This is a genomic window from Saccharibacillus sp. O23 (assembly GCF_002205895.1).
Classification (GTDB): Bacteria; Bacillota; Bacilli; order Paenibacillales; family Paenibacillaceae; genus Saccharibacillus.
The window spans coordinates 326,169-351,490 of sequence record NZ_NJDE01000009.1; the positions used below are offsets into that span (position 1 = coordinate 326,169).

Here is a 25,322-nt window from a genome sequence, read left to right on the forward strand (position 1 = left end):
GCAGCGGAGACAGGAAAACGGCCAGCCGCGAAGCGGACGTTTCGGGATCGGAATCGTTCGCTGCGACTGCCGCGTTCGACGCGGCTGCCGCAGCCGCATGGCCGCCGGTTTTTGCAGCAGACGTTTCCGCGGAAGTCGGCGTTTTTTCGAGATCGGGCAGCATATTTATCCTTCCTCGCTTCCGTCGATTCGGCCCAGCCGGATACTGACGCCGTATTCCTGGCCGCCTTCGGTATTTTGCTCCCATTTTTCCAGCAACACCTTCAACTCTTCGGAGAAAAGTGCGGCTTCTTCCTCGGACAGATCCAGACGCGTCGCATGGTATTCGGAAAACGGACTGCCTCCGGTCCAGTCGTCGTCGTCTTTGGCCCACTCCTGACCTTCCGCCGCTCCGGGAAAATGGAACTGCGACGCTTTGGCGGAATAATATTTCTCGACGATGCCCGATACGTTGCGGGTGTCGGCCAACTCCAACAGCCCGCCTTCATAAAGCCGCTGGATATGATAATGGACGTTGCCCGGCGTTTTGCGCAGCAAATCGGCCACTTGTTTCGAAGTCATCGGTTCTTTGGACAATGCATGCATGATTTTGATCCGAAGCGCGTTTTGCAGCAGCTTATTCTGCTTCGCGTCGATCGTGAGCCGCTGCTGTTTTTCTTTGTCGGACATGATGATTCCCTCCGTATGAATCCGTCGGGCGACGGTTTTCTTATCGATCTGGAAATAGTATGATCTGGATTCCAGATCGTATGGATGACTATACCAGCGTTCGTTCGAGATGTAAACAACAATGGCGAAAAAGAAGAAGATTCCGCGCAGGAGGCGAAGGCCGAAAGTTAGAGAGGTAAGGGAGGCCTGAGTCTGCGGCGCTGCGCATCTTGCGCTGAACGCAACGGCGAACGCCGATCGGCGGAGATCGTCATAAGGAGCGGAAAAAGAAAATCGATCCGGAGCAAACGGAGTCGTTGACGCGTTTGACACTTACATTGCCTTTTAAGCAACGTAGGTGAAGAGAATAGGCGAAATTAGCTGCCTACGTTGACAAAAAAGCAACGTAGAGACGTCGATTCGAGGAAAAGGCGGTAAATTGAAGACCTACATTGCCTTTTAAGCAACGTAGGTGAAGAGAATAGGCGAAATTAGCTGTCTACGTTGACAAAAAAGCAACGTAGAGACGCTGATTCGGGGAAAAGGCGGTAAATTGAAGACCTACATTGCCTTTTAAGCAACGTAGGTGAAGAGAAGAGGCGAAATTAGCCGTCTACGTTGACAAAAAAGCAACGTAGAGACGCCGATTCGCGGTATAAACCGCAAATCGAGAGTCTGCGTTGCTTTTTAAGCAATGAAGATTGAAGGGAAAAGCATTTGAGCGAATCACGAGAACGTATCGAGCTAGCTCGAACGGCTCTCGTCTAATTACGAGAACGCATCGAGCTAGCTTGAACGGCTCTCGTCTAGTTACGAGAACGCATCGAGCCAGCTCGAACGGCTCTCGTCTAATTACGAGAACGTATCGAGCTAGCTTGAACGAATCTCGTCTAATCACGAGAACGTATCAAGCCAGCTCGAACGGCTCTCGTTATCTTACGAGAACGTATCGAGCCAGCTTGAACGGCTCTCGTCTAATCATGAGAACGTATCAAGCAAAATCGCCGTCAACAGTCCCATCGACGCGATGAAGCCGACTACCGGGCCGCCCTCTTCGAACGCTTCGGGCATCATGGTCGAGCACAGCATGGCGATGATGCCGCCGCCGGCGAAAGCGCCGATCGCGGCTTTCATCTCGTCGGACAGCTGTTCGAGGAACAGGTAGCCGCCCATCGAAGCGAGCGCGGATACCAGCAGCACGACGCCCCACATGACGAAGATTTTGCCGCGCGAATAGCCGTTTTTTTGCAAGCCGACGGTACTGGACAAGCCTTCCGGAATATTGCTGACGAAGATCGAGACGACCAGCACGACGCTGATGCCTTTGCCTGCGAGCAGGCTCGCGCCGAGCATGATCGATTCCGGGATGGCGTCCATCACGGTGCCCGCGAAGATGCCGAGTCCGCTCTGGTCGGCTTCGCCGGCAGCTTTCGAACCGGACTCGTCACTGCCCGAACGTTTGCGGTTCGAGCCGCCGCGGCGGGAGACGATCAGGTCGAATACCGTATACACCAGCGCGCCGACGGTAAATCCGATCGCGGTCGCCGTCAAGCCGCCGTCTTCGAGCGCGTCGCCGAGCAGTTCGAACGCGGCCGCTCCGATCAGCGTGCCGACGCCGAACGCCATGATCCAGCCGATGTATCTTTTGCCGATTCGCAGGAACAGCGCCGCCAGCGCTCCCAATACGACGGCCGAAGCGGAGATGCCGCCCCACAGCAATGCGCTCCACATGCCTAATCGCTCCTTTCGTTGCCGCTGCCGCCGATCGGGTTCGACCGGACGGAGCGTGCCTGAACGTTCATTAACCGGCTTTTTCCCGATACAAACCGCTTGCCTGCAAACCGATGATCCCGCCGACTTTCGATTCTGCCGAACGCCCGCGTCGAGCCTCCCGCCCCGGAGGCGTCGACTCGCGCTTGGGGAACGGATGTTCCGAGCCTTTTTCGCAATCGACGAATCGGAATGATATAATTCGGCGTATAGGAAGCAGAGACGCCGATTCGGCGGAATCAGGCATACGTCTTACACATCCATCTTTACAATAGAGAATACGGAGGCGATCAGATGAGTACACCGACGGTATTGACGACGGGGGCCAACGCGCCGATCGGGCACACGGAGCAGCTTCGCGTGAGGGTCGAGTGGGGGAACTCGCCGGCGGATCTGGATGTCAGCTGTTTTATGGTGGGCGAGAACGGCAAAGTTCCTTCGGACGACTATTTCATTTTCTATAATCAAGACGCGAGTCCCGGCGGGCAGGTGCGATACGAACGAACCGGGCCGAACGGCGCAGCGTTCACGATCCGCACGAACGAGCTGGACCCGACCGCGATTGCCAAATGCGTATTTTCGGCGACGTTGGACGGAACGGGTACTTTCGCCGACGTGCAGGGCTGCCGGATCGTCGCGGAAACGGCAAACGGAGAGATTCTGTACGAGATCAAAGAAGCTGCGCAGGAGCGTTCGATGGTCTTCATGGAATTGTATCGCCACGCGTCGGGCTTGAAGCTGCGGGCGATCGGACGAGGATTCAACGGCGGGCTGAAGCCTCTGGCGGAAGCGCACGGCGTCGAGATCGAAGAAGAGACGACCCCGGCACCGGCCGCAAGCGCGCCTCCGGTTCCGCCGCCTGTTCCGGCTGCCGCTCCGACGCCCGCGCCGATCCCCGAACCGGCCGCGTCCAAGCCGGCTCCGCCGGAGCCTTCCGCGCCGCTCGGCAAGATCGACCTGCTCAAACGCAAGGTGGGCATCTCGCTCGAGAAGAAGAATATCGCGCACGAGAAAGCCCGCGTAGCCGTGGTCTTCGACGCTTCCGGTTCCATGACTCAGCTTTACCAAAGAGGAACCGTGCAGCGCGCGTTCGAACGCATTCTTGCCGTCTCGGCGCGGATGGACGACGACGGCATCATGGACGTCTGGTTCTTCGCCAGCAAGATGATGAGAGCGCCGAGCGTGACGGAGCGCGAGTACGAAGATTACGTCAAAAAGACCTATCCGGGACCGAACATGAACAGCAAGCTGGGCTTCGGCAACAACGAACCCGTCGTCATCGAAGACATTATCAAGAAATACACGAAAGAAGATCCGGACGACCGTACGCCGACGTATATCATTTTCTTCAGCGACGGCGGCATCTACGAGACGAAGAAGATCTCGAAGCTGTTGATCGCCCATTCCGACAAGCCGATCTTCTGGCAGTTCGTAGGTCTCGGCAACGCGAATTACGGCGTGCTGCAGCAGCTCGACAACCTGCGCGGCCGCGTGGTGGACAACGCCGACTTTTTCGCGCTGGACGATCTGGACCGGGTGAGCGACGAAGAATTGTACGACCGTCTGCTGAACGAATTCCCGAGCTGGCTGAAAGAAGTGCGCGCCAAAGGAATCTTGAAAAACTGATGCGCCAAAAGCGCAAGCTTAAAGCCGTTCGCAACCATTTTGATCATAAGGAGATCGGATAACATCATGAAATCGCATCACGAAAAAATCAATCGTTCTTCTTCTTTCCCGCAGCAGGAACGGTCCGGCGTACAGCCGCAAGAAAACGCCGAACCTTCCGCGGCTTTGACGCTCGGCCAATGCCTGAACCTGCTGCACAAAGATTTGATGCTGGTCGATATGGCTCGGCCGGGCAAGCCTACCTACCCCGTAAGCAAGTGGAAAAAGATGCTTCCGCTCGACGAGCCGGGATACGAGCTGCGCACGACGAGTTTCAATCACGGGCGCACGCAAAAAAAATCGATCGCGAAGATCGGCGGAAGCGGATTGTGGAACGAGTGGTAAATCGAAATTCGTGCTTCGAAAAATTGGAACGAGAAGCTCTTTTTCCGTGTATCGGAAAAGGGGCTTTTTTTTGCGGATTGAGAATGGGATTTTCTGGTTTATTCAATGGGGGAGGCTTTTTCTAAAGTCGGTCTCATACATAACGGAGGAGGTTATCTTTTGAACTTATCGACCGAGACACAAACACGGGCACGTCGCATATTGATGTCCGCGCTGGCCGGGGCCATGCTCTGCACGGCGGTGCCGGCATTCGCCGCGGACAATCCGGATGCCGCGCAGCAGCAGGCGGCGTTCCCGGACAACGATATTCGCGGAGAAGCGAAAACGGCGCTGCTGAAGGAAGCGCTGGCTTTGGATCTGGGCTTGGAGGAGAACAGCGGCACGATCGACGAAACGCAGCGGAGAAAAGGATTGGATCTGGCGGAACAAGCCGTGACGATCTCGGCGGACGGTCTGTCTTCGGCTTCGGAGGTCGCTCAAGCCCGAAAGAAAGTCAAAGAGGCCGCGAATAAGCTGTTTATGTCGCGGATGGACAGCGGGGCGCATATCAAGTTTTATATCCAGCGCCTTACCGATTACGTGTTGACCCCCGCAGCCAATCCGACCGCCAAATATCCGCAGGAAGCCATCGACTCCGCTGTGGGGAAGCTTAAAGCTCTCGACGCGCGGGTACCGATAGTCGGGTTGGAGCCGGAAGCTTATATGCAGGCTTACATGGAATACCTGTCGATTCGAATCGAGCTTGATATGCAGGCTTATATGGGGACTTACATCACGGCGTATATTCGCACCCGGGATCATGTGAACGCCCAAATCGAACGAACCAAAGATATCGACGAGGATTATTCCAATCTGCTGGAAGCGTTTCGTACCCGAAGCGAGATCCTGTTCAGTCGAATGGGCGCGGCTCGCGGCGAAGCGGAACTCGCTTATATCTTCAATAAAATGAATGCATCTTACTTCGCTTTGACCGAAGCATTCTACATGCTGCCCGAGCTGCGCGATGCTCGGCTTCTGCTGGATTCTCCGCGCGGCAACCGCCCCGGACAATATCCGGCTTCGGCCGTGGGCACGCTGCGCCGCGAGGTCAACGCGGCAGCCCGGGCATTGGATCAAGCCCGCATGCAGGATGACGTTTATAAAGCGAGAAAGGATTTGAGCAGCGCGGTAGCGGAGTTCCGCAGCCGTTTGATTCCGTAGGAAAGGTTTGGAACATGCCGGAATGGAAGATATCGTTTTTTTGCGCAGAAGCGCTCCGAGCGACAGGGAGCGCTTTTCGCTTTTGGAAAAGGCGCACGTTCCCAACGGACGCCTGTCCGCCTTGCCGGTGGGGAGAAGCGGCCGGAATAGGGTAATAACTCCTGTACGGATCATATTGTCGATAATGCAACGCCATTTCGATCCATAAGGAGACGATTGACGATGAGACAGGATATCGGCGAAACCCATGACTATTATATCGTTCGCGCTTCCGATCCGCCGGAAACGCCCGCTCCCGAGCCTTCGCCGCCGGGCACGGAGCCCGGCCCCGATCCGGAGATTCAACCGCAGGAGCCGCCCGGCGTGCAGCCGGGCCGGCCGCCGGAAGTGACGCCGGCCGAGCCGCCGGGCGTCAGTCCGGAGCAAGAACCGGAGATCCGGCCGGAACAACCGCCCGGCGTACAGCCTTCGCCGCCGCCGGAATTCGATCCGGACGACATGCCGGGCGTGCGCCCGCATCACCCGGAGATCCAGCCGGGAGAACCGCCGGGCGTCCAACCGGGCCAGACGCCGGAGATTCAACCGGTGAACCCTCCCGACGTGCAGCCGGTCAGTCCGCCGGAGATCCAACCGGTCGACCCGCCGGACGTAAGACCGGCATCGCCGCCGGAGTTCTGATCTGCCGCTCGTCTTGCGCGGATCAAGCTTTTTCCGAATCCGCAAAGAAACCAAACGAAGCCTCCTGCCGAACTGCGGCAGGAGGCTTTTCGATGCGGGAATGTTAAGCGGTTTCGAAGATCAACGCAGCCGATGGCGATCCGACGTCGAAAAGAACACGACGAGCGAATCGGTCTTTTTCCGGTTTCAATACGAGCTTTCCGACTGAATATCGAACGTTTCTCCGCTCTCGACGTCCAGCGCGTTAAGCTGACCGCCGAAGACCGCGCCGCCGTCGATGCCGATGATCCGGTTGCTGCCGTAATACAGACCGTCGTTATCGGGATCGCCGTGCAGGCCGCGCGTCGGGGTATGGCCGAAGATCACGATCTTCTCGCCGTCGTACCCTTTATGGAACTCTTCGCGAATCCAGACCAGATCGGAACGTTCGGCTTCGGCCGGCGTTTTGCCGGGCGGAATTCCCGCGTGCACGAAAATATGCCGCTCGGTCTCGTAATACAGGTCCAGACTTCGCACGAAGGCCAGATGACGTTCCAACGTATCGGAGAGCAGTTCGGGCCGCCGGTAGGCGTCGCCCGTTTCGATCCGAAGTTGGCGATCCGAGAAGCCGTAGCTCTGAAGCGTCGCGTAACCGCCGTTGCGCACGACCCAACGTTTCCAATCTTCTTCGCCGCCGCCGTCCAGCGCGCGCAGCATCAGATCTTCGTGGTTGCCCATCAAGACGACGGCTCCGGCTTCGCGCAGCCGCATCGCGCGTTCCAGCGTTTGCATGGATCGGGGGCCGCGGTCGATATAATCGCCGAGCAGCACCAACCGATCGGATGCCGGGTCGTAACCCGTCTTTTCCAATAAACGTTCAAACAATTCGAGTTCGCCGTGGATATCGCTGATGGCGAGCGTTCTTCCGGACATAAGGAGGCCTCGCTTTCGGGGAATAGGATTAGAGTTCAGCCGAACAAAATCGTCCAGTAGTGCGACAACGGCATGACCAGAAGCAGCGCGGGCAGCATATTGGCGACCGGAAACGCTTTGATGCCGCAGATTCGAAGTCCCGTGACCAGCATGATGATGCCTCCGGCCGCCGAGAAGTCGGCGATCATCTCCGGCGTGGTAAGCGGCAGGATCAATCCGGCTCCGAAGAACAAAGCCAGCAGGATCACGGCCTGAGGCAGCGCGACCGTCGGGACGATATAGCCGAGCGACGTCGCGAAGATCAGAGCCGTGCAGAAGTCGAGGAACGACTTGGACAGCAGCACCGTATAATCGCCGGTCATGCCTTCGTTCAGCGCGCCGAAGATGCCGGTACCGCTGGCGCAGAACAGCACGACGATGCCGACGAACTGCTGCATGAACACTTCGGGATCGGCGCTCGACGTTTGGACCGAGAAGAACCGGTCGACGGGACCGCGAGCTTTGCCGGCCAGCCATTCGATGCCTTTTTCCAGCCGAACGCTTTCGCCGATCACGCTGCCGAGCAGCAGAGCGAGCACGACCGCGGGCAGCGTATGGACTTTGGCGATCATGACGACGCCCATGCCCATCGAAGCCGCGCCGAGCGTCAACGGCAGATTGAGTCGGAGGCGTTCGGGCACTTTGCTGCCGAGCATGGCCCCGAGCAGACCGCCGAGCAGGACGGCCAGAGCATTGATAAGAGGCCCAACGGGCATTGCGAATCTCCACCTTTTGCATGTAATCGAGACCGTCGGGCAAACCGATAGTCTTTTTATTCTAAAGGGCCGGGCACCAGACAACAAGGGCAAATAAAACTTGTGATTATAAGTTAACTCGAGTAAAATTATGAACGACAGTTAATCATGAGCGCATGCATGCTTCGAAGGAAGGAGAACGCCGGGAATGGAACCTCGTTACCCGCTGAGGGAGATCAAGAAAGCCAGAACGCGAATCAAGCTGTACGACACCGGATTATTGCTGATGAAATCGCGCAAGTTCGCCGACATCATGGTGGACGAGATCTGCCGGGAAGCCGAGACGTCGAAAGTAACTTTTTTCAAATGTTTTCCGCAAAAAGAAGCGCTGCTCGTCTACTTCATGCGAGTCTGGTTGACGCGGCGCACGTTGGAGATCGACAAAGAAGGCAAGCGGGGCTTCGCGGCGGTTCGGCATCTGCTCGCCAGCGTGGCGGAGTGGAGCGAAGACGTGCCGGGCGTGATGCCGAGCCTGATCGCTTTTCTGGCGCACAACGATATGCATCCTTGCATGCCGGAGATGAGCGAAGCCGAGATTCGTCTGCTGTTTCCGGGCAGCGAGCGGGAGGCATCGGAAGCGCCGGATCTGTACGCGCTGTTTCGCCGCAGCATGATCGAAGCGGAAGCGGACGGCAAGTTGGCCGCGGATCTGCAAGTCGACGATGCGGTCAAGCTGCTGTGGACGGTCTTCTACGGCGCGTTCTTGACGGCGAGATTATACGCGTCTACGGATATTCGCGGATTTTACGAGCTGCATCTGAGCCGGTTGGAACAGGATTGAGCCAATAAAACTAAGGAGGCGACAGCATGGCAGCAATCATTCCGGGACGTCAGACCGCTTCGATCGAAGGACCTTTCGTCGTATTCATCATCGGGGTGCGGATCAATAAATGGTGGGCCGTCGGCCGATGGCTTCCCGTCGTGCGGGCGATGGGGCCGATGCTCCAAGAGCTGTACGCCAACAAGGAAACGGGATTTCTCGACGCGGCTTTTTTTATGACGGGACGCGGGTTGTCGATCGTGCAGTACTGGCGTTCTTACGATCAGTTGGAGCAGTACGCGCGCGGCGGCGATAAACATCTCAAGGCGTGGAAAGACTTCAACCGCAAATCGAGAGCCGGAAACGCGGTAGGGATTTATCACGAGACCTACATGGTGGGAGACGGCGCTTACGAGTCGATCTACGTCAATATGCCGGCGACGGGACTCGGCCGCGCGGGAACGTTGAATCCGGTCGGAGCGGGACGGGAGACGTCTCGCGAACGCGCGGGATTGGAGCGGCAGGCTCCGGCGGAATGAGAAAAAGGAAGCGGAATTCGTTCCGCTTCCTTTTTCCGTGTTCGCAAGCTGACCTTCGGCGCGGCGGAATCCCCGTTCTCCGAACAAAAGGCCCGTTTACCGTTTAACGCACCAGCGCTTTTTTCACAAGTTCCAGCGACTTCTGTTTGATATAAGGCGCTTCGCTGATGATCCACTGCGGCATGTCGTAGACATGGCCTTCTTTGACCGCTTTGAGATTCTTCCATACGGAAGTCTGTTCGATGCGGCTGCGGTTGTCTTCCGCGTCTTTGTCGCCGTCCGCTTTCGGCGCGCCGGTCTCGACGAAAATATAATCGGCGTCGTAATCGGGCAGCACTTCGAGCGAGATCGGCACGACGTCGTCGAGTCCTTCCACGCCTTTGGCCGGAGTCAGACCGAGATCGTCGTACAGCACGGCCGAGAGCGCCTGCTCCGGTCCGTGAACGCGGATTTCTTTGGGCATGATGCGCAGATAGAGAAAGGTCGAGCCTGCCGGCACGACTTTGGCGATCTCGGCTTCGGCCTGCTCTGCTTCCGCCCGATAAGCGTTCAGCCAATCTTCGGCCTGCTTTTCCCGTCCGAACATGGCGCCGTAAACGGTCAGCTCCTGCTTCCAGTCTTTCGAAGGCGAATCGGCGATGATCGTCGGCGCGATCGCCGTCAATTGATCGTACAGATCGGCCTGCGCTTTGCGGCCCAGAATCACGTCCGGCGCCGCTTTCAGCGTCGCTTCGAGATTGGCTTCGTCGCCGAGCGGCTGCACGCCTTCGAGCGCCGAAGCATCCAGATAAGGCGGCATTCCGCCGCCCGGATACGTCACGGTGGCGTAAGGCTTGAGGCCGAGCGCCAGCAGGAAATCGGTCAGGCGGTAATCGAGCGAAGCGATCCGCTGCGGATCGGCGGGGATCGCGGTTTCTCCTTTGAGGTGGGTAACCGTCCGGGTCGACGTTTCGGCAGAAGCCGACTTTTGCGGAGATTGCGCGGCGGCGTTGGCCGAGTCCGCATTTCCGGAAGAGCCGCAGCCCGAGATCAGCAGGATGCCGGTCAGAAGAAGCAGAGGCAGAGAAGACTTTACGGATATCGAACGTTTGACGGACATGAAAAGAACTCCTTTTAAATCTTGAATTTTTGCGAATGATAATCGTTATCATATAGCAAAAGCGATAGAGCGTCAATCTGTTCGCATAACCCGTATGTTTTCCTTTTGATATTCAAAAAGAAGGCACTTTATAAATTTAATATTCTTTTTGTTATTGACCGCGCAAAATAAAAGTCTAGACAATAACGCGTTGATTCGCTACCATGAGACAATGCAAAATCACATCAAGAAAAACAAAAGCTAACTAGTACCTTGTCAACACTAAAGGTAGGCATACGCTCCCCTGAATCGCACTTAAAGCGTGTGCGTTTCAGTGAAACGTAAACCTCTGATTAAGAGTTGAAAGGGTCATAGTCGGAGGGGACAGAATGGCAAACACAGACAAAAATTCGGCAAAGATCGGCGAAAGACCCGGAGAGGGCGGAGCCGGCTTTTCCAAAAACGGATTCATCTTGGCGGCGATCGGCAGTTCGGTCGGGCTGGGCAACATGTGGAAGTTTCCTTATATTACGGGAGAAAACGGAGGCGCGGCTTTCTTCCTGCTCTTCATCCTCTGTCTGGTCGTGGTCGGTCTGCCGATCCTGCTGGCGGAGATGACCATCGGGCGCGGCGGACGCGGCAACGCTTCGTCCTCGCTGTTTAACCTGACGAACAAAAAGCACTGGAAATGGTTCGGCTTGATCTCGATCGTCACCGCGTTCCTGATCATGTCTTACTACGGCGTAGTCGCGGGCTGGACGCTGCATTATATGGTCCAATCGTTCGCGGGCGCGCTGTCGGACGCGAAGATGGATTACGCTTCGACTTTCCTGAACTTCGCGGGCGGCTACATGCCGATCTTCTGGAGCGCGGTCGTGATGGCCATTACCGGCTACGTGATTGCCAGAGGCGTATCGGGCGGCATCGAGAAGTTCAACAAGATTCTGATTCCGGGCTTCCTGATCCTGCTGCTGATCCTGATGGTTCGGGCCTTGACGCTGCCCGGCGCGCTGGCGGGAGCGGAGTTCTTCCTGAAACCGGACTTCTCGAAGCTGAACGAAGAATCGGTCCTCATCGCGCTCGGACACTCGTTCTTCTCGCTGTCGCTCGGGATGGGCTGCATGCTGACTTACGGTTCTTACGTGCGCAAAGACCAATCGCTCGGCAAAGCGACGCTCGCAATCGGTACAGGCGACCTGCTCTACGCGTTCATCGCGGGTCTGGTCATCTTCCCGACGGTATTCGCTTACGGCATGGAGCCGTCCAGCGGCGTCGGCCTGGCCTTCATCGCTTTGCCGGCCGCGTTCGCGCAGATGCCGCTCGGTTTCTTGTTCGGCGGCATTTTCTTCCTGCTGCTGGCGATCGCGGCGCTGACTTCGGCCGTCTCGATCCTCGAAGTGCCGGTCGCTTACGCGATGGAGCAGTGGAAATGGAGCCGGAAGAAAACGGCGATCATTATGGCGAGTCTGGCATTCCTGCTCGGCGTACCGTCCGCGTTGTCGGTCGAAGGCGCGAACGGACCGCTCAGCAACGTGATCATTTTCGGCAAAACGATCTTCGATCTGTTCGACTTCTCGACTTCGTACATCCTGATGCCGGTCGGCGGCCTGATCATCACGCTGTTCACCGGTTACGCATGGAAAAGAGCCGGAGAAGAAGCGGGACTCGGCGGCGGCATATACCGTACTTGGATGTTCCTGCTGAAGTATGTTTGCCCGCTGCTGATCATCTTGATCTTCCTGTATTCGGTCGGCATCGTGAGTTTCCCGAAACCGGACGGCGAATAAAATCGGAAAGTTTCGACGCATGAAGCGCTCCTCATCCAGAGGAGCGCTTTTTTTGCCATTTCGTACAAAAAAGTTGATTTTTCATAAAAAAGCTTCGTTTCCGTATAAAGACCGTCCCGATCGGCGGGTGCTATGCTGAAACACGTAAAGAACACGTACGGCGCTTCCGAATTGGAAGCGCTATCTAAAATGTGTACGGGAGGGAATCCGAGCATGAAAAAAATGGCGGCGCTTCTGCTCGCGTTGATGATGACGGCGATGCTAGCCGGTTGCAATCTGGCGGAGAGCAGCGCGGGAAGCGCGGAGAAAGGGTATATCGGCTTGTCGCTGCCGACGAAGTCGTCGGAGCGGTGGGTAGCGGACGGAAGCAATATGCGGAAACTGTTCGAAGAGAAAGGCTATAAGACCGACCTGCAATATGCCGAAGACGTCGTGGAGAATCAGATCTCGCAGATCGAGAATATGATCACCAAAGGCGTCGACGTGATCGTCATCGCGGCGGTGGACGGCAACACGCTGACCGACGTGATCGGCAAAGCGCACGACCGGGGCATTCAAGTCATCGCTTACGACCGGCTGATTCGCAACACGCCTTACTTGAGCTACTACTCGACGTTCGACAACTTCAAAGTCGGCGTGCTGCAAGCTTCTTATATCGAAGACCATCTGGGACTCAAAGAAGGCAAAGGCCCGTTCAATATCGAGCTGTTCGGCGGATCGCCGGACGACAACAACGCTTACTTCTTCTATAACGGCGCCATGTCGGTGCTTCAGCCTTATATCGATTCCGGCAAACTCGTCGTGCGCAGCAAGCAGACGACGATGGCTCAGATCGCCACGCTGCGCTGGGACGGATCGCTCGCCCAATCGCGGATGGACAACCTGCTGAGCGCTTATTATTCGGGCGATCATCTGGACGCGGTGCTCTCGCCGTACGACGGCATCAGCATCGGGATTCTGTCTTCGCTCAAAGGCATCGGATACGGATCGGCGGACAAGCCGCTGCCGGTCATCACCGGACAGGATGCCGAACTGGCTTCGATCAAATCGATCGTATCGGGCCAGCAGACGCAGACGGTGTTCAAAGATACCCGCAAGCTCGCGCAGCAGACGGTCGCCATGACCGAGAGCGTGCTCAAAGGCGAGAAAGCGGAAGTCAACGATACCGAGTCGTACGACAACGGCGTGATGGTCGTGCCGGCGTACCTGCTCGATCCGGTATCGGTCGACAAGGACAACGTGCAGCAGGAGATCGTGGACCAAGACTACTACACCAAGGAAGAAATCGGATTGAAATAGGAGGGGCCGATCATGACGGAATACATTTTGGAAATGCGCGGCATCGTCAAAACGTTTCCCGGCGTCAAAGCGTTGGACGACGTGAATATCCGCGTGCGCAAAGGCGAGATCCATTCGCTGTGCGGCGAAAACGGCGCGGGCAAATCGACGCTGATGAAAGTATTGAGCGGCGTATACCCGTACGGCAGCTACGACGGGGACATTTTGTTCGAAGGACAGAAATGCGAGTTCAAAGACATCAAGCAGAGCGAAGAGAAAGGCATCGTCATCATTCACCAAGAGTTGGCGCTGATCCCGTACCTGTCGATCGCGGAAAATATTTTTCTGGGCAACGAACGGGCGAAAAAAGGCATCGTCGATTGGAACGAAACGATCGTCGGCACCCGAGAGCTGCTGCGCAAAGTGGGGCTGAACGAAAACCCGAACACGCTCGTCGGCGATATCGGCGTCGGCAAGCAGCAGTTGGTCGAAATCGCGAAAGCGCTCTCCAAAAAGGTCAAGCTGCTCATTCTCGACGAACCGACCGCCGCGCTGAACGAAAACGACAGCGAAAACCTGCTTCAGCTCATGTTGGAGTTCAAGCGCGAAGGCATGACCTGCATCCTGATCTCCCATAAGCTGAACGAAGTCTCGAAGGTGTCCGATTCGATCACGATTCTGCGCGACGGCCATACGATCGAAACGATGGATATGCAAAAAGACCAAGTGACCGAAGACCGGATCATCAGCGGCATGGTCGGACGGGACATGACGCACCGCTACCCGGAACGCACGCCGAAGATCGGCGACGTGGCGCTCGAAGTGCGGAACTGGACGGTCTATCACGAACATCACCCGGACCGCAAAGCGCTGGACGATATCAACATGACGATCCGCCGAGGCGAGATCGTCGGCATCGCCGGATTGATGGGCGCGGGACGGACGGAGCTTGCGATGAGCATCTTCGGCAAATCGTACGGACGCAATATCAGCGGGAGTCTGATCAAGCACGGCAAAGAGATTCGCAACGACACGGTCAATCAAGCGATCGAGAACGGATTCGCTTACGTGACGGAAGACCGCAAAGAATACGGCTTGATCCTGATGGACGATATCAAACGCAATATCTCGCTGACCGGCATCCGCAAACTGGCGAAACGATGGATCGTCAACGAACGCGAAGAAGTGCTGGTCGCCGAAGACATGCGGAAACGGATGAATATCAAAGCGCCGAGCATCCTGCAAAAAACGGGCAATCTGAGCGGCGGCAATCAGCAGAAAGTCGTGCTCGGCAAATGGATCTTCGCCGAACCGGACGTGCTGATCTTGGACGAACCGACCCGGGGCATCGACGTCGGCGCGAAATACGAGATCTATACGATCATTCAAGAACTCGCCGCGCAGGGCAAAGCCGTAATCGTCATCTCGTCGGAGCTTCCGGAAGTCATCGGGCTCAGCGACCGCATCTACGTGATGAACGCGGGCCGGATGACCGGCGAAGTCGATCGGGCGAACGCGTCGCAGGAGACGCTGATGAAATACATGACCAATACTGGAGGGGTTAAGCGTGGAAGCGATCAACAAACTGTTTAAAAGCAATATTCGCCAGTACGGCATGATCATCGCTCTGATCGTCATCATGATTCTGTTTACGGTGCTGACGGGCGGGCTGCTCGTCAAGCCGATCAATATCACCAACCTGATTCTGCAAAACAGCTACATTCTCGTGCTCGCGATCGGCATGGTGCTCGTCATCATCACCGGGCATATCGATTTGTCCGTCGGCTCGATCGCCGCGTTCGTCGGCGCCATGTCGGCGATCATGATGGTCAATTGGGAGCTTCCGGCTTGGGTCGCCGTGATCGCTTCGCTCGTCATCGGCGGTCTGATCGGAGCTTGGCAGGGATTCTGGGTCGCTTACGTCAAGATTCCGGCCTTTATCGTCACGCTGGCGGGGATGCTGCTGTTCCGGGGTCTGACCATGATCGTGCTGGAAGGCCAGTCGATCTCGCCGTTCCCGACCGGATTCACCAAGATCAGCTCCGGCTTCGTGCCGAATCTGGCCGATACGGCGACCAATCTGGTCGCGATTCTGGCCGGCCTCGCGTTCACGGTCTTGTTCATCCTGAACGAGCTTCGCGGACGCCGCGAACAGCTCAAATACAAATTCGAAGTGTCTTCTTCCGGCTTGTTCATCTTTAAACTGGTCGCGATCGCGGTCGTGCTGAACTTGTTCACCTTCATGCTGGCGAGCTACGCGGGCATTCCGAATATCCTCGTGCTGCTGTTCGTCTTGATACTCGCGTATTCGTTCATGATGAACAAGACGGTCATGGGTCGCCATGTGTACGCGTTGGGCGGCAACGAGAAAGCGGCAGGCTTGTCGGGCGTCAAAACGAAAAAAGTGACCTTCTGGGTCTTCGTCAATATGGGCGTGCTGGCGGCGGTCAGCGGCCTGATCTTCGCGGCCCGTCTCGACGCGGCCACGCCGAGAGCCGGTACCAATTTCGAGCTTGACGCGATCGCGGCCTGCTTTATCGGCGGGGCTTCGGCTTCCGGCGGCATCGGTACGGTATTCGGCGCGATCATCGGCGGTCTGGTCATGGGCGTGCTGAACAACGGCATGTCGCTGATCGGTCTCGGCATCGACTGGCAGCAGGGGATCAAAGGCTTGGTGCTGCTGCTCGCCGTCGCGTTCGACATTTACAACAAAAACAAACGGGTGGCGTAACCGTCTTCGGCTCCGGAACAAACGCTATCCTTATCGATCTCCTTTTCTCGCGGCATCGGCCGTACCTGTCAGGCGGCTTTCGCCTCCTGCGGGTACGGCTTTGCTCCATTTAAAAAGGAAAGCGCTTTTTTTCGGGACGGCGATCCGATAGAATCAACATGAACGCCTAAGGCGTGTACGCAAACTTCGAAGGAGGCAGATTTGGGCGAATTTTCGTTCTCAACAAGGAAGGGTTCCGAAGGCGTGCCGGGGCACGTCAAGGGGCACTGACGTCGTGGAGGGCGAAAAGGCGACTAAAGATGCACGTCGTTAAGTTTGCGTACACGGCCTAGAGAACTGCAGGTTCCCGAAGCGAAAGAGAAGGCGGCGCAGACCGCTTGCGACAACGAAAGGGGAGACGGTCCCGTGAAAAAAACGACGCTGCTCTACATGGTGCTGATCGCGGCTTTTCTCGCTTACGCCGCGCGGCATGTCTATACGAATCAGGTCGGCGAAAGCGCGTTCCGTTCGGAAGCGCTGCGGGGAGATCTCGGCGAAAATTACGTGATGGTCACGTTTCTGTCAGGCATCGAATATTGGAAAAACGGCTTGAAAGGGTTCGAAGACGCGGCCGAAGCGCTCAACGTCTCGATCGAATACCGGGGAGCGACCCAATACGACGCCAGAGAACAGACGACGGTGCTGGAACAGATCATCGCCAAAAAGCCGGCCGGCATCGCCGTTTCCGCGATCGATCCCGATTCGCTGACCGGCGTGATCGACAAAGCCGTAGAGGCGGGGATTCCGGTCGTCGTGTTCGATTCCGGCGCGCCGGGCAGCAAAGCGTATTCGTTTCTCGGCACGGACAATTACGCGGCAGGCGGTTCGGCGGCGGAACAAATGGCGGCGCTGCTCGGCGGAAAAGGCAAAGTGGCCGTAATCACGCTGCCCAACCAGCAGAACCACGACGAGCGGACGCAGGGCTTTCAAGACGCGATCGAACAGCGTTATCCCGGTATGCAGGTCGTGGCCGTCGAAGACGACAAAGGCGACGCGATGGTAGCGAAACGCTTGACGCAATCGCTGCTGAAGCGGTATCCGGATCTGGCCGGCGTGTTCGTCACCGAAGCGGCCGGCGGCAAAGGCGCCGGCGAAGCCGCCAAAGAACTGACGCGTACGGAGCAGCTTCGGGTGATCGCGTTCGATACGGACAAAGACACGCTCGATATGATCCGCGAAGGCAGCATCTCGGCCACGATCGCGCAAGGAAGCTGGAATATGGGGTATTGGTCGCTGCAGTATTTGTTCCATCTGCATCACGACCTGACGATTCCTTCTCCGACCGCCTCCGGCGAAGTCGCGCCGCTTCCGGTACGCGTCGACACGGGGATCTCGATCGTGACCCCGGAGAACGTGGATGATTATTATGCGAAATAAATCCGGGCGTCCGAGCCGAACGACGAGTTCCCGCACGCTTCGCGGCGCGGCGGCGTGGCGGCTCCACGATCTTCGGCTGCGCTATCAGCTCATGATCTTGTTTCTGCTCGTCGGTCTGCTGCCGTCGATCGGGCTCGGGTATCTGGTCAACTGGACGGTCAGCCGGGTCTTGGAGCATCAAGCCGTGGATCATACGCTGCAATTGATCACCAAAGTCAACCAGACGCTCGACAGCGATATGGAGAATCTGCAGAACATGACGTATCTGATCGGATTCGACGACCGCGTGCGCGCCTTCATGAACGGCGGAGCGAAGGGCGAGGCCTCCGGCGAGGAAGAGACCTACCGGTTGAAGCAGTATTTGCAGCGCTATACCACCTTGTATCCGGAGATCGCAGGGCTGCTGATCGTCGGCGCGGACGGGCGTTACGTCAGCAACGAGCTGTATGCCCGAACGCCGGACAACCTGACCCGGGAAGCGTGGTATCGGCAGGCGGAAGCCGCGGAAGGCTTGTTTACGATCTTGGGCCAGCCGTCGGGCCGCAATCTGACTTCCCACGTCAATTACCGGGACGACGAAGTCGTGACGGTGGTACGGGCCGTCGTCGATCCCGACACGGAGCGCACGATCGGCGCGGTGCTGATCGATCTGAAACTGTGGACGATCTCCAAAGCGGCGCGCGACGTCAAGCTCGGCCGAACGGGTTATCTGACGGTGGTCGATCGGGAAGGCGGGCAGATCTATGCGCCGGACGAACCTTATGTGGACCGCCTGCCGTCGGAATGGTTCGCGTCGGGCGATCGTGGAGCGATCACGCGCACCGTCGACGGCCGGGAACTGCAGTTGATTTATGCCGATTCTTCGTTTACCGGGTGGCGTACCGTCGGCGTTTTTTTGACGCGGGAATCGCTGTTCGAAGTCGGACAGATCCATTTCTACGTCATCTGTTTCTTGTTCCTCGTCTGCATGTCGGGGTTGACCGCTTCGCTCCGATTGTCCCGCTCCATCTCCGAACCGATCCGCCTGCTGATGGACGATATGCGCCGCACGGAATCGGGCGATCTGACGGTCCGGCACGCGGCCGTGCGCGGCGACGAGATCGGGATGCTCGGACGCAGTTTCAATCGGATGCTGGTCGAACTGCGCCGGTTGATCGAACTGAATAACCGCAAAGAACGGCAGAAAAGGGAAGCCGAACTGCGAAGCCTGCAGGACAATATCAAACCGCATTTTCTGTACAACACGCTGGATACGATCCACTGGATGGCGCGCAAAAAAGGAGCCGACGAAGTGTCCGAGATGGTCGAATCGCTCTCGAAGCTGTTCCGGATCGGACTGAGCAAAGGCGGCGACGTCATTCTGCTGACGGACGAACTGGAACATATCCGCAGCTACGTGCTGATCCAGCAGACGCGGTATCAAGGCCGTTTGACGGTCGAGGTGCAGGCGGAAGCCGGCACGGCCGACGGACCGGGCGAGATCTTCGTGCTCAAGCTGCTGCTTCAGCCGCTGGTCGAGAACGCGATCTACCACGGGATCAAAGCGCGCCGCGGACCCGGCCGGATCGATATTCGCATCCAAGTCGAAGAAGAGACGCTGCTGCTGGAAGTCGGCGACGACGGAGCCGGCATGGAACCGGAGCGCCTCGAAGAGCTGCGGCGGAAACTGGCGAATCCGCTTGAAGCGATCGAACGTCAGGCGTCGGAACGCGAAAAAAGCGGCCGCAGTTACGGGATGCTGAACGTTCAGTCGCGTCTGAAGCTGGCGTTCGGCGACGACTACGGCATCGAGATCGAGAGTGCGCCGGGCGAAGGCACTCGGGTCAGAGTCCGGCATCCGCTGCTGCACGAACCGCCCGCATTTCGTATCAAAGAGGAGGATCAGCCATGAATCAAGCGCCGTATCGGGTCTTGATCGCGGACGACGAGATCATTATTCGGGAAGGGCTGCGCGAGTCGATCGATTGGGCTTCGCTCGGCATGGAAGTGGTCGGCGAAGCCGAAGACGGGGAAGAAGCGTTGGAGCTGGCGCTGAGTCTGGATATCCATCTGGCGCTGGTCGATATGAATATGCCGTTCTTGAACGGAATCTCGCTGATGCGCAAGCTTCGCGAACGGCTGCCGGACTGCCGCTTCGTCATCATTACCGGACATGACGAATTCGATTATGCCCGCGAAGGCATCCGGCTGGGCGTCGAAGATTACATCCTCAAACCGGTCAATCCCGAACTGCTGCGCGGCGTACTGCTTCGGGTCCGGGAAAGTTTGGACGGAGCGGCCAAACAGGCGGGTTATTTGAAGCTCGCGTCCGAACAGATTCAGCGCAATATTCCGATGCTGCAATCGCGGTTCGGACAAGAGTGGGCCGAAGGGCAGTTGGCGAGCGAAGAGATCGAGGAACGTCTGGCGTTTCTGGGCCTGCCTTCGGGCAGCCCGGTTCAATTGGGCGTCGTCCGCTGGCCCGAGCCGGAAGCCGCGCAGCCGATTCTCAAAGAAAGCGACCGGCAGCTCTATCTGTTCGCCGCGGAAAATATCGTCTCCGAACTGGTCGCGCCGCGCCGCCATATGCTGATTCGCGATGCCGCGGGGCTGCTGCTGTTATTTCTGTGGGATGCGGTCGAGGAAGAGATCACGGCCCGAATCGAACGCAGCCTTCGGCAGTTTCTCAAGATCACGGTGCAGGCGCATATCGAATCGGTTCCGCCGGGAGGCGCCGCGGAGACGCTGCCCGAGGTATACGGACGCTGCCGGGAAGCCGTATACAAAGACGCGCAGCTATCCCCGCTCGTGCGCCGGGCAAGAGAGTATATCCGCGATTATTACGGCGATCCCGAACTGACGTTGGAATCGTTCGCGCGCGAGCTGCAAGTCTCTCCGGTGTATTTGAGCCGCGTTTTGAAAAAAGAACTGGGCGATTCGTTCGTGGCGCTGCTGACCCATACCCGTATTCGCAAAGCGATCGAACTGCTGAACGCGACGGACCTGCCGATCTACGAGATCGCGGAACAGAGCGGTTACGACAGCCAACATTATTTCAGCACCGCGTTCAAAAAAGTGATGGGCGTGTCGCCGAACCAATATCGCCGAGGCGCGGCTTTCCCCGAGCGCCCGTCGCGCCGCTGATCAAGAGATAAAGCGCTTCTGTCGACGGCAAAGAAGTCGTCAAGAGCCGGGCTGGTTGCGAACGGCGCCGGGCGTGTAATAGAACTTAGCGGCCGGGGATTGCCCGCCGCATGTTCTCGAGAAAAGAGGGGAAAGCATGGAACAACCGCAAAAATTCAAGCTGCGCTTCGACTGGCCGCATCATTTTCTGGCGCTCCCGCTCGGGCTGATCCTGCTGATCGCGTCGATCGTGCATCTGATCGGCGTGCTGAGAGACGGGCAGGCGTCGCTGCCCGATTGGATCTTGGTCGGCTTGGCGTTCGTCTTGCTGCTGGCGCTGCTGCGCATGCGCGTCTATGCGACTAAGACGCAGGACCGCATCGTGCGGATCGAAGAGAATTTCCGCTATTACCGGCTGACGGGCCGCGAACCCGACAAGCGTCTCAGCGTCGCGCAGATCATCGCGCTGCGCAATGCCGGCGACACGGAATTTCCGAAGCTCTGCGCCCGCGCGGCCGAAGAGAACTGGGATGCCGAGCGCATCCGCTCGGAGATCAAGCATTTCCGGCCGGATACGATGCGGATCTGAGGAGCCTATGCTGCGAACGGGCGGCCGATCTCGGCTCGCGATCGAAGGATGTTCGGTAAGCAGCGGTCTGTCCGGCAGCGGTCTACGAGAACGCCCCCGATTTCCGGCGAAGCAGGCTTCGCGGAAATCGGGGGCGTTTGAGGTCGGTTCTTTTTCGGAACTTCGGGCTTGCCGCTCGTCGAATGCGCTCAACGCCGGATGCTGAATATGGAACGCCGGATACATCCGCCGCCGCCGGAATAAGTCCATAAATCCTTTTATTTCAGCCGTATTTTCTCTAAAGAGATCGATAAGTCCATTTATCCACTTATTTCGGGGAGATCTTCGAAAACAGGAACGAAAAAGACAATTTAAAGGGATTATCGGCCTTATTCGGTCGAAACACTCGAAAAGCACAGAAATAAGCGGATATTCGGACTTATTTGTGGATTCCGTGCCGGAACGAAAGGATCTTCCGTTCCCCGAACCGGATGGATTACACGACGCCTTGCGCGATCATCGCGTCGGCGACTTTCAGGAAGCCCGCGATATTCGCGCCGACGACCAGATTGCCGGGGTGGCCGTATTCTTCCGCCGCGCGTCGACAGTTCTCGTGAATCTGATTCATGATGCCGTGCAGTTTGGCGTCGACTTCTTCGAACGACCAAGACAAGCGGGCGCTGTTCTGCGACATCTCCAGCGCGGATACGGCCACGCCGCCCGCATTGGCGGCTTTCGCCGGAGCGAACAATACGCCGGCGCTCTGGAAACGTTCGATCGCGCCTAAGGTCGAAGGCATGTTGGCGCCTTCGCCTACCGCTTTGACGCCGCCTTCGATCAAGCGGGCCGCCGCTTCGGCGTCGATCTCGTTCTGCGTCGCGCAGGGCAGCGCGATATCGCAGGGGAGGGTCCAGATGCCTTCGCAGCCTTCGGTATAGACCGCTTCCGGATGCTCGGCGACATATTCGGAGATCCGGCCGCGTCCGGCTTCTTTGATGCGTTTCACCGTATCGAGGTCGATTCCGTTCTCGTCGTAGACATAGCCGGAAGAGTCGCTGCATGCCACGACTTTCGCGCCTAACGCCTGCGCTTTCTGAATCGCGTAGATCGAGACGTTGCCCGAACCGGATACGAGAACGCGGCTGCCTTCGAAGCTCGATCCCGCGGTTTTGAGCATCTCCTGCACGAAGTAGACGCAGCCGTAGCCGGTCGCTTCCGTCCGCGCCAGACTGCCGCCGTACAGCGGATTTTTGCCTGTGAGAACGCCGGCTTCGCTGGCTCCGCGAATGCGCTTGTATTGGCCGTACATATAGCCGATCTCCCGCGCGCCCACGCCGATATCGCCGGCCGGCACGTCGACGTCCGGGCCGATATGGCGGTACAGTTCGGTCATGAAACTCTGAGTGAAGCGCATGACTTCCATATCGGATTTGCCTTTCGGATCGAAGTCGGAACCGCCTTTGCCGCCGCCGATCGCTTGGCCGGTCAGCGAGTTCTTCAAGATCTGTTCGAAGCCCAAAAATTTGATGATGCTGGCGTTGACCGAAGGATGGAAACGCAGCCCGCCTTTGTACGGACCGATCGCGCTGTTGAATTGGACGCGGAAACCTCGGTTGACCTGCACGCGTCCCGAATCGTCGACCCACGGCACGCGGAACGCGATCAAGCGCTCGGGTTCGGCCAGACGTTCCAGAATCCCTTGTTCGCGGTAACGGGAATGCTTGGCGAAAACGGGCACGAGCGAATCGAAGATCTCGCGCACGGCTTGATGGAATTCGTCTTCGTAAGGGTTGCGCCGGACGACGGCGGCATAAACGGATTCGACGTAAGCTCTAGCTTCGGCATAAGCCGTTGAACGTTGAGTTTCGATCATGGATACACGCTCCTTCGAAATGGTTTTCCGTCCGGGCCGGAGAAAGCCGTTTGTTCGGATCGTCCGCGAATCGAACGGACGAATAAACGGCGGATACTCTGCCCGAATGACAAGGACAAGCGTTATTGCGTTAAAGGATGAAGCTTCGAAGAAAACCCGCGCAAGCGGCGGGTCGGGCGAATCACAATAATTCCTTACGCAGTTCCTCGGGAGATTTCGGAGACAGATAACCGAGCGGAATATCGAATACCGTTTTCGCGCCGCTCGAGCCTTCTTGGCCGAAACGGAACGCGGCGCGGGCGTAAGCGACCAGCACGCTGGCCGTGAATTCCGGATTGCTCTCCAGATCCAAGCCGAATTCGATGCGCTGCTTGGTGCCGGAGCCGGTTACGCCGCTGCGAATCACGAAGCCGCCGTGCGGCATGCCGGAATGTTCGCTGCGCAGTTCTTCTTCGGTGATGAACGTGACGCTGGTGTTGTAGTCGGCGAAATAGTTCGGCATCGACACGATCGCTTCGCGAATCGCGTCCCGGTCCGCGCCTTCTTCGGCCACGACGTAACAATCGCGCAGATGCTTGTCGCGCGTCTTGAGTTCCGGCGTCTCGCCCGAACGGATCAAATCGATCGCGGTCTGCACCGGAACGGTGTACTGCACGCCCGCTTTCACGCCCGGAACGCGGCGAATCGCGTCGGAATGGCCTTGGCTGACGCCTTTGCCCCAGAACGTGTACTCTTTGCCTTCCGGCAGAATCGCTTGAGCCAGCAGCCGGTTCATCGAGAACAAGCCCGGGTCCCAGCCCGTGGAGATCACGCTTACATGTCCGCTTTCCAGAGCGGCCGTATTGACGGCGGCGTAGAACTCGGGAATCTTGGCGTGCGTATCGAAGCTGTCCACGGTGTGGAACAGCGCGGCAAGCTGAGGCGTCTGCTCGGGCAGGTCGGTGGCGGAGCCGCCGCACAAGATCATGACGTCGATGTCTCCGCGGTAACGGTCCGCGTCCGAGATATGTACGAAACGCACCGATTCGCCGCGCTGCTCAAGCGTTTTCGGATCGCGTCTGCTGAAGACGGCCACAAGTTCCATATCGGCGTTCTGCGCGATCGCGCTGCGCACGCCGCGGCCGAGGTTGCCGTAACCGACGATGCCGATTCTGATTTTTTGCTGCATGAAGAAGAGACCTCCTTGTCGAACGAAATTAAGAATAAAAAAATCCGAATATCCGTTAAGTATAGTGAGATATGACACGGTATGTAAACTGTAGACTGGAATTTCGACAAAAAATGCCCCTAAAGTCCTAACTTTTATCTGTTGGCCTAAATGCGAATAGCGAACGTTGCGGCGGAAGACGACCGGTAGCCGTCCGCTGCGCTTTCGCTTAGAATATGGGCAAGGCGAAAAGGAACGTCGAACGCAAGATCCTGCAAGCCCGCGCTTCGGCGCCGGCGATGCGAGAATCGAGGAGGAAGCCCGTGAGCGGAAAAGTATTGATTATCGAAGACGAAGATAAAATTGCCCGGCTTCTGGAATTGGAACTGGGGTACGAAGGATACGGGACGGGAAGAGCCGCGTCGGGAACGGACGGCCTGGAACGTTTCAAAGAAGGCGGCTGGGACCTGATTCTGCTGGACGTGATGCTGCCCGGACTCAGCGGCATCGAAGTGCTGCGGCGGATTCGCGCGGCCGATTCGCTGACGCCGGTAATTCTGCTGACGGCCAAAGATTCGGTCGAAGACAAGGTGTCCGGTCTGGATCTCGGAGCGAGCGATTACGTGACCAAGCCTTTTCAGATCGAAGAGTTATTGGCCCGCATCCGTTCCGCGCTGCGCGCTCGCGCGGCAGCCGGACCGGAGAGATCGGAGAGCGGCGACAGCGAACAGACGCTCGCCGCGGGCGATCTGCGGTTGAACGAACAGACGAGGGAAGTCTACCGGGGAGAACGGCGGATCGATCTGACGCCCCGCGAATTCGATCTGTTGGTCTTCCTGCTGCGCAATCAACGCCAAGTGCTCAGCCGCGATCAGATGATCCGCGAAGTCTGGGGTTACGATTACGCCGGCGATACGAACGTGGTCGACGTCTATATCCGTTACGTGCGCCGCAAGATCGACGAAGAAGGCCTGCCCGAACTGATCCATACCGTCCGGGGAGTCGGTTACGTGCTGAAGGAATCTTCGTAA

At 57.7% G+C, this 25,322-nt stretch carries 22 protein-coding genes; 15 read left to right on the plus strand and 7 right to left on the minus strand.

Going from position 1 to position 25,322, the window contains the following annotated elements; all coding sequences use genetic code 11:
- Positions 1 to 165: 165 nt before the first annotated feature.
- Positions 166 to 669 (minus strand): winged helix-turn-helix domain-containing protein, encoded by a 504-nt coding sequence (locus CDO73_RS13460; RefSeq protein WP_088489032.1) that lies wholly within the window; start codon positions 667 to 669, stop codon positions 166 to 168.
- A gap of 957 nt (positions 670 to 1,626) precedes the next feature.
- The gene (locus CDO73_RS26775; protein ID WP_088489033.1) at positions 1,627 to 2,379 is read right to left on the minus strand and encodes a ZIP family metal transporter; all 753 of its coding nucleotides are present in this window, start codon (positions 2,377 to 2,379) and stop codon (positions 1,627 to 1,629) included.
- A gap of 333 nt (positions 2,380 to 2,712) precedes the next feature.
- On the opposite strand from CDO73_RS26775, the gene CDO73_RS13470 reads away from it, so the two are divergent.
- The 4 genes from CDO73_RS13470 (at position 2,713) to CDO73_RS13485 (ending at position 6,306) form a co-directional block, all read left to right on the plus strand.
- On the plus strand, positions 2,713 to 4,044 hold the full coding sequence (locus CDO73_RS13470) for a VWA domain-containing protein (protein ID WP_088489034.1): 1,332 nt from the start codon (positions 2,713 to 2,715) through the stop codon (positions 4,042 to 4,044).
- Between the two features lie 66 nt (positions 4,045 to 4,110).
- Positions 4,111 to 4,428: a hypothetical protein gene (locus CDO73_RS13475; RefSeq protein WP_256972687.1), complete on the plus strand. Its 318-nt coding sequence runs from the start codon at positions 4,111 to 4,113 to the stop codon at positions 4,426 to 4,428.
- A gap of 159 nt (positions 4,429 to 4,587) precedes the next feature.
- The gene (locus tag CDO73_RS13480; protein WP_143536130.1) at positions 4,588 to 5,628 is read left to right on the plus strand and encodes a hypothetical protein; all 1,041 of its coding nucleotides are present in this window, start codon (positions 4,588 to 4,590) and stop codon (positions 5,626 to 5,628) included.
- Positions 5,629 to 5,850: 222 nt separating this feature from the next.
- A complete protein-coding gene (locus tag CDO73_RS13485) occupies positions 5,851 to 6,306 on the plus strand; it encodes a hypothetical protein (RefSeq protein WP_088489036.1) in 456 nt (151 codons plus the stop codon).
- Positions 6,307 to 6,492: 186 nt separating this feature from the next.
- On the opposite strand, the gene CDO73_RS13490 is transcribed toward CDO73_RS13485, so the two are convergent.
- On the minus strand, positions 6,493 to 7,218 hold the full coding sequence (locus tag CDO73_RS13490; protein ID WP_088489037.1) for a metallophosphoesterase: 726 nt from the start codon (positions 7,216 to 7,218) through the stop codon (positions 6,493 to 6,495).
- Positions 7,219 to 7,253: 35 nt separating this feature from the next.
- On the minus strand, positions 7,254 to 7,973 hold the full coding sequence (locus CDO73_RS13495) for a DUF554 domain-containing protein (protein WP_088489038.1): 720 nt from the start codon (positions 7,971 to 7,973) through the stop codon (positions 7,254 to 7,256).
- Positions 7,974 to 8,160: 187 nt separating this feature from the next.
- Here CDO73_RS13495 and CDO73_RS13500 point away from each other — a divergent pair, with 187 nt between their 5' ends.
- Together CDO73_RS13500 and CDO73_RS13505 are read left to right on the plus strand one after the other, a co-directional pair.
- Positions 8,161 to 8,793, plus strand: coding sequence for a TetR/AcrR family transcriptional regulator (locus CDO73_RS13500; protein WP_088489039.1), 633 nt, complete (start codon positions 8,161 to 8,163; stop codon positions 8,791 to 8,793).
- A 26-nt stretch (positions 8,794 to 8,819) separates the two neighbouring features.
- Positions 8,820 to 9,311, plus strand: a complete 492-nt coding sequence (locus tag CDO73_RS13505) for a DUF4188 domain-containing protein (protein ID WP_088489040.1) — start codon at positions 8,820 to 8,822, stop codon at positions 9,309 to 9,311.
- 103 nt (positions 9,312 to 9,414) lie between these two features.
- Here the strand turns inward: CDO73_RS13505 and CDO73_RS13510 are convergent, their stop codons facing one another.
- Positions 9,415 to 10,410 carry an ABC transporter substrate-binding protein gene (locus CDO73_RS13510; RefSeq protein ID WP_088489041.1) on the minus strand — a complete coding sequence of 332 codons (996 nt, stop codon included), beginning with the start codon at positions 10,408 to 10,410 and terminating at the stop codon, positions 9,415 to 9,417.
- 368 nt (positions 10,411 to 10,778) lie between these two features.
- On the opposite strand from CDO73_RS13510, the gene CDO73_RS13515 reads away from it, so the two are divergent.
- The 8 genes from CDO73_RS13515 (at position 10,779) to CDO73_RS13550 (ending at position 21,292) form a co-directional block, all read left to right on the plus strand.
- Complete coding sequence (locus tag CDO73_RS13515; RefSeq protein WP_088489042.1) at positions 10,779 to 12,176, plus strand: sodium-dependent transporter; 1,398 nt, start codon at positions 10,779 to 10,781, stop codon at positions 12,174 to 12,176.
- Between the two features lie 213 nt (positions 12,177 to 12,389).
- Positions 12,390 to 13,475 carry a multiple monosaccharide ABC transporter substrate-binding protein gene (gene chvE, locus CDO73_RS13520; protein ID WP_088489043.1) on the plus strand — a complete coding sequence of 362 codons (1,086 nt, stop codon included), beginning with the start codon at positions 12,390 to 12,392 and terminating at the stop codon, positions 13,473 to 13,475.
- A 12-nt stretch (positions 13,476 to 13,487) separates the two neighbouring features.
- Complete coding sequence (gene mmsA, locus CDO73_RS13525) at positions 13,488 to 15,047, plus strand: multiple monosaccharide ABC transporter ATP-binding protein (protein ID WP_088489044.1); 1,560 nt, start codon at positions 13,488 to 13,490, stop codon at positions 15,045 to 15,047.
- Positions 15,022 to 16,185: a multiple monosaccharide ABC transporter permease gene (gene mmsB, locus CDO73_RS13530; RefSeq protein WP_088489045.1), complete on the plus strand. Its 1,164-nt coding sequence runs from the start codon at positions 15,022 to 15,024 to the stop codon at positions 16,183 to 16,185. Before mmsA ends, mmsB begins: the two co-directional genes overlap by 26 nt.
- 405 nt (positions 16,186 to 16,590) lie before the next feature.
- Complete coding sequence (locus tag CDO73_RS13535) at positions 16,591 to 17,601, plus strand: substrate-binding domain-containing protein (protein WP_088489046.1); 1,011 nt, start codon at positions 16,591 to 16,593, stop codon at positions 17,599 to 17,601.
- Positions 17,582 to 19,492 (plus strand): cache domain-containing sensor histidine kinase, encoded by a 1,911-nt coding sequence (locus CDO73_RS13540; RefSeq protein WP_088489047.1) that lies wholly within the window; start codon positions 17,582 to 17,584, stop codon positions 19,490 to 19,492. The genes CDO73_RS13535 and CDO73_RS13540 overlap by 20 nt, the downstream gene beginning before the upstream one ends.
- Positions 19,489 to 20,724 carry a response regulator gene (locus tag CDO73_RS13545; RefSeq protein ID WP_088489048.1) on the plus strand — a complete coding sequence of 412 codons (1,236 nt, stop codon included), beginning with the start codon at positions 19,489 to 19,491 and terminating at the stop codon, positions 20,722 to 20,724. Before CDO73_RS13540 ends, CDO73_RS13545 begins: the two co-directional genes overlap by 4 nt.
- 136 nt (positions 20,725 to 20,860) lie before the next feature.
- Complete coding sequence (locus tag CDO73_RS13550) at positions 20,861 to 21,292, plus strand: DUF6526 family protein (protein WP_088489049.1); 432 nt, start codon at positions 20,861 to 20,863, stop codon at positions 21,290 to 21,292.
- Positions 21,293 to 21,767: 475 nt separating this feature from the next.
- Here CDO73_RS13550 and gdhA read toward each other — a convergent pair whose 3' ends face one another.
- The gene (gdhA, locus tag CDO73_RS13560; RefSeq protein ID WP_088489051.1) at positions 21,768 to 23,144 is read right to left on the minus strand and encodes an NADP-specific glutamate dehydrogenase; all 1,377 of its coding nucleotides are present in this window, start codon (positions 23,142 to 23,144) and stop codon (positions 21,768 to 21,770) included.
- A 181-nt stretch (positions 23,145 to 23,325) separates the two neighbouring features.
- Positions 23,326 to 24,312 (minus strand): diaminopimelate dehydrogenase, encoded by a 987-nt coding sequence (locus CDO73_RS13565; RefSeq protein ID WP_088489052.1) that lies wholly within the window; start codon positions 24,310 to 24,312, stop codon positions 23,326 to 23,328.
- Positions 24,313 to 24,614: 302 nt separating this feature from the next.
- Between CDO73_RS13565 and CDO73_RS13570 the strand changes: the two genes are divergently transcribed.
- Positions 24,615 to 25,322 (plus strand): response regulator transcription factor, encoded by a 708-nt coding sequence (locus CDO73_RS13570; protein ID WP_088489145.1) that lies wholly within the window; start codon positions 24,615 to 24,617, stop codon positions 25,320 to 25,322.

Bases quoted from the DNA above. Each gene is read 5' to 3' on its own strand.
- CDO73_RS13460 (WP_088489032.1), bottom strand. From the start codon at position 669: ATGTCCGACAAAGAAAAACAGCAGCGGCTCACGATCGACGCGAAGCAG.
- CDO73_RS26775 (WP_088489033.1), bottom strand. From the start codon at position 2,379: ATGTGGAGCGCATTGCTGTGGGGCGGCATCTCCGCTTCGGCCGTCGTA.
- CDO73_RS13470 (WP_088489034.1), top strand. From the start codon at position 2,713: ATGAGTACACCGACGGTATTGACGACGGGGGCCAACGCGCCGATCGGG.
- CDO73_RS13475 (WP_256972687.1), top strand. From the start codon at position 4,111: ATGAAATCGCATCACGAAAAAATCAATCGTTCTTCTTCTTTCCCGCAG.
- CDO73_RS13485 (WP_088489036.1), top strand. From the start codon at position 5,851: ATGAGACAGGATATCGGCGAAACCCATGACTATTATATCGTTCGCGCT.
- CDO73_RS13490 (WP_088489037.1), bottom strand. From the start codon at position 7,218: ATGTCCGGAAGAACGCTCGCCATCAGCGATATCCACGGCGAACTCGAA.
- CDO73_RS13495 (WP_088489038.1), bottom strand. From the start codon at position 7,973: ATGCCCGTTGGGCCTCTTATCAATGCTCTGGCCGTCCTGCTCGGCGGT.
- CDO73_RS13500 (WP_088489039.1), top strand. From the start codon at position 8,161: ATGGAACCTCGTTACCCGCTGAGGGAGATCAAGAAAGCCAGAACGCGA.
- CDO73_RS13505 (WP_088489040.1), top strand. From the start codon at position 8,820: ATGGCAGCAATCATTCCGGGACGTCAGACCGCTTCGATCGAAGGACCT.
- CDO73_RS13510 (WP_088489041.1), bottom strand. From the start codon at position 10,410: ATGTCCGTCAAACGTTCGATATCCGTAAAGTCTTCTCTGCCTCTGCTT.
- CDO73_RS13515 (WP_088489042.1), top strand. From the start codon at position 10,779: ATGGCAAACACAGACAAAAATTCGGCAAAGATCGGCGAAAGACCCGGA.
- chvE (WP_088489043.1), top strand. From the start codon at position 12,390: ATGAAAAAAATGGCGGCGCTTCTGCTCGCGTTGATGATGACGGCGATG.
- mmsA (WP_088489044.1), top strand. From the start codon at position 13,488: ATGACGGAATACATTTTGGAAATGCGCGGCATCGTCAAAACGTTTCCC.
- CDO73_RS13540 (WP_088489047.1), top strand. From the start codon at position 17,582: ATGATTATTATGCGAAATAAATCCGGGCGTCCGAGCCGAACGACGAGT.
- CDO73_RS13545 (WP_088489048.1), top strand. From the start codon at position 19,489: ATGAATCAAGCGCCGTATCGGGTCTTGATCGCGGACGACGAGATCATT.
- CDO73_RS13550 (WP_088489049.1), top strand. From the start codon at position 20,861: ATGGAACAACCGCAAAAATTCAAGCTGCGCTTCGACTGGCCGCATCAT.
- gdhA (WP_088489051.1), bottom strand. From the start codon at position 23,144: ATGATCGAAACTCAACGTTCAACGGCTTATGCCGAAGCTAGAGCTTAC.
- CDO73_RS13565 (WP_088489052.1), bottom strand. From the start codon at position 24,312: ATGCAGCAAAAAATCAGAATCGGCATCGTCGGTTACGGCAACCTCGGC.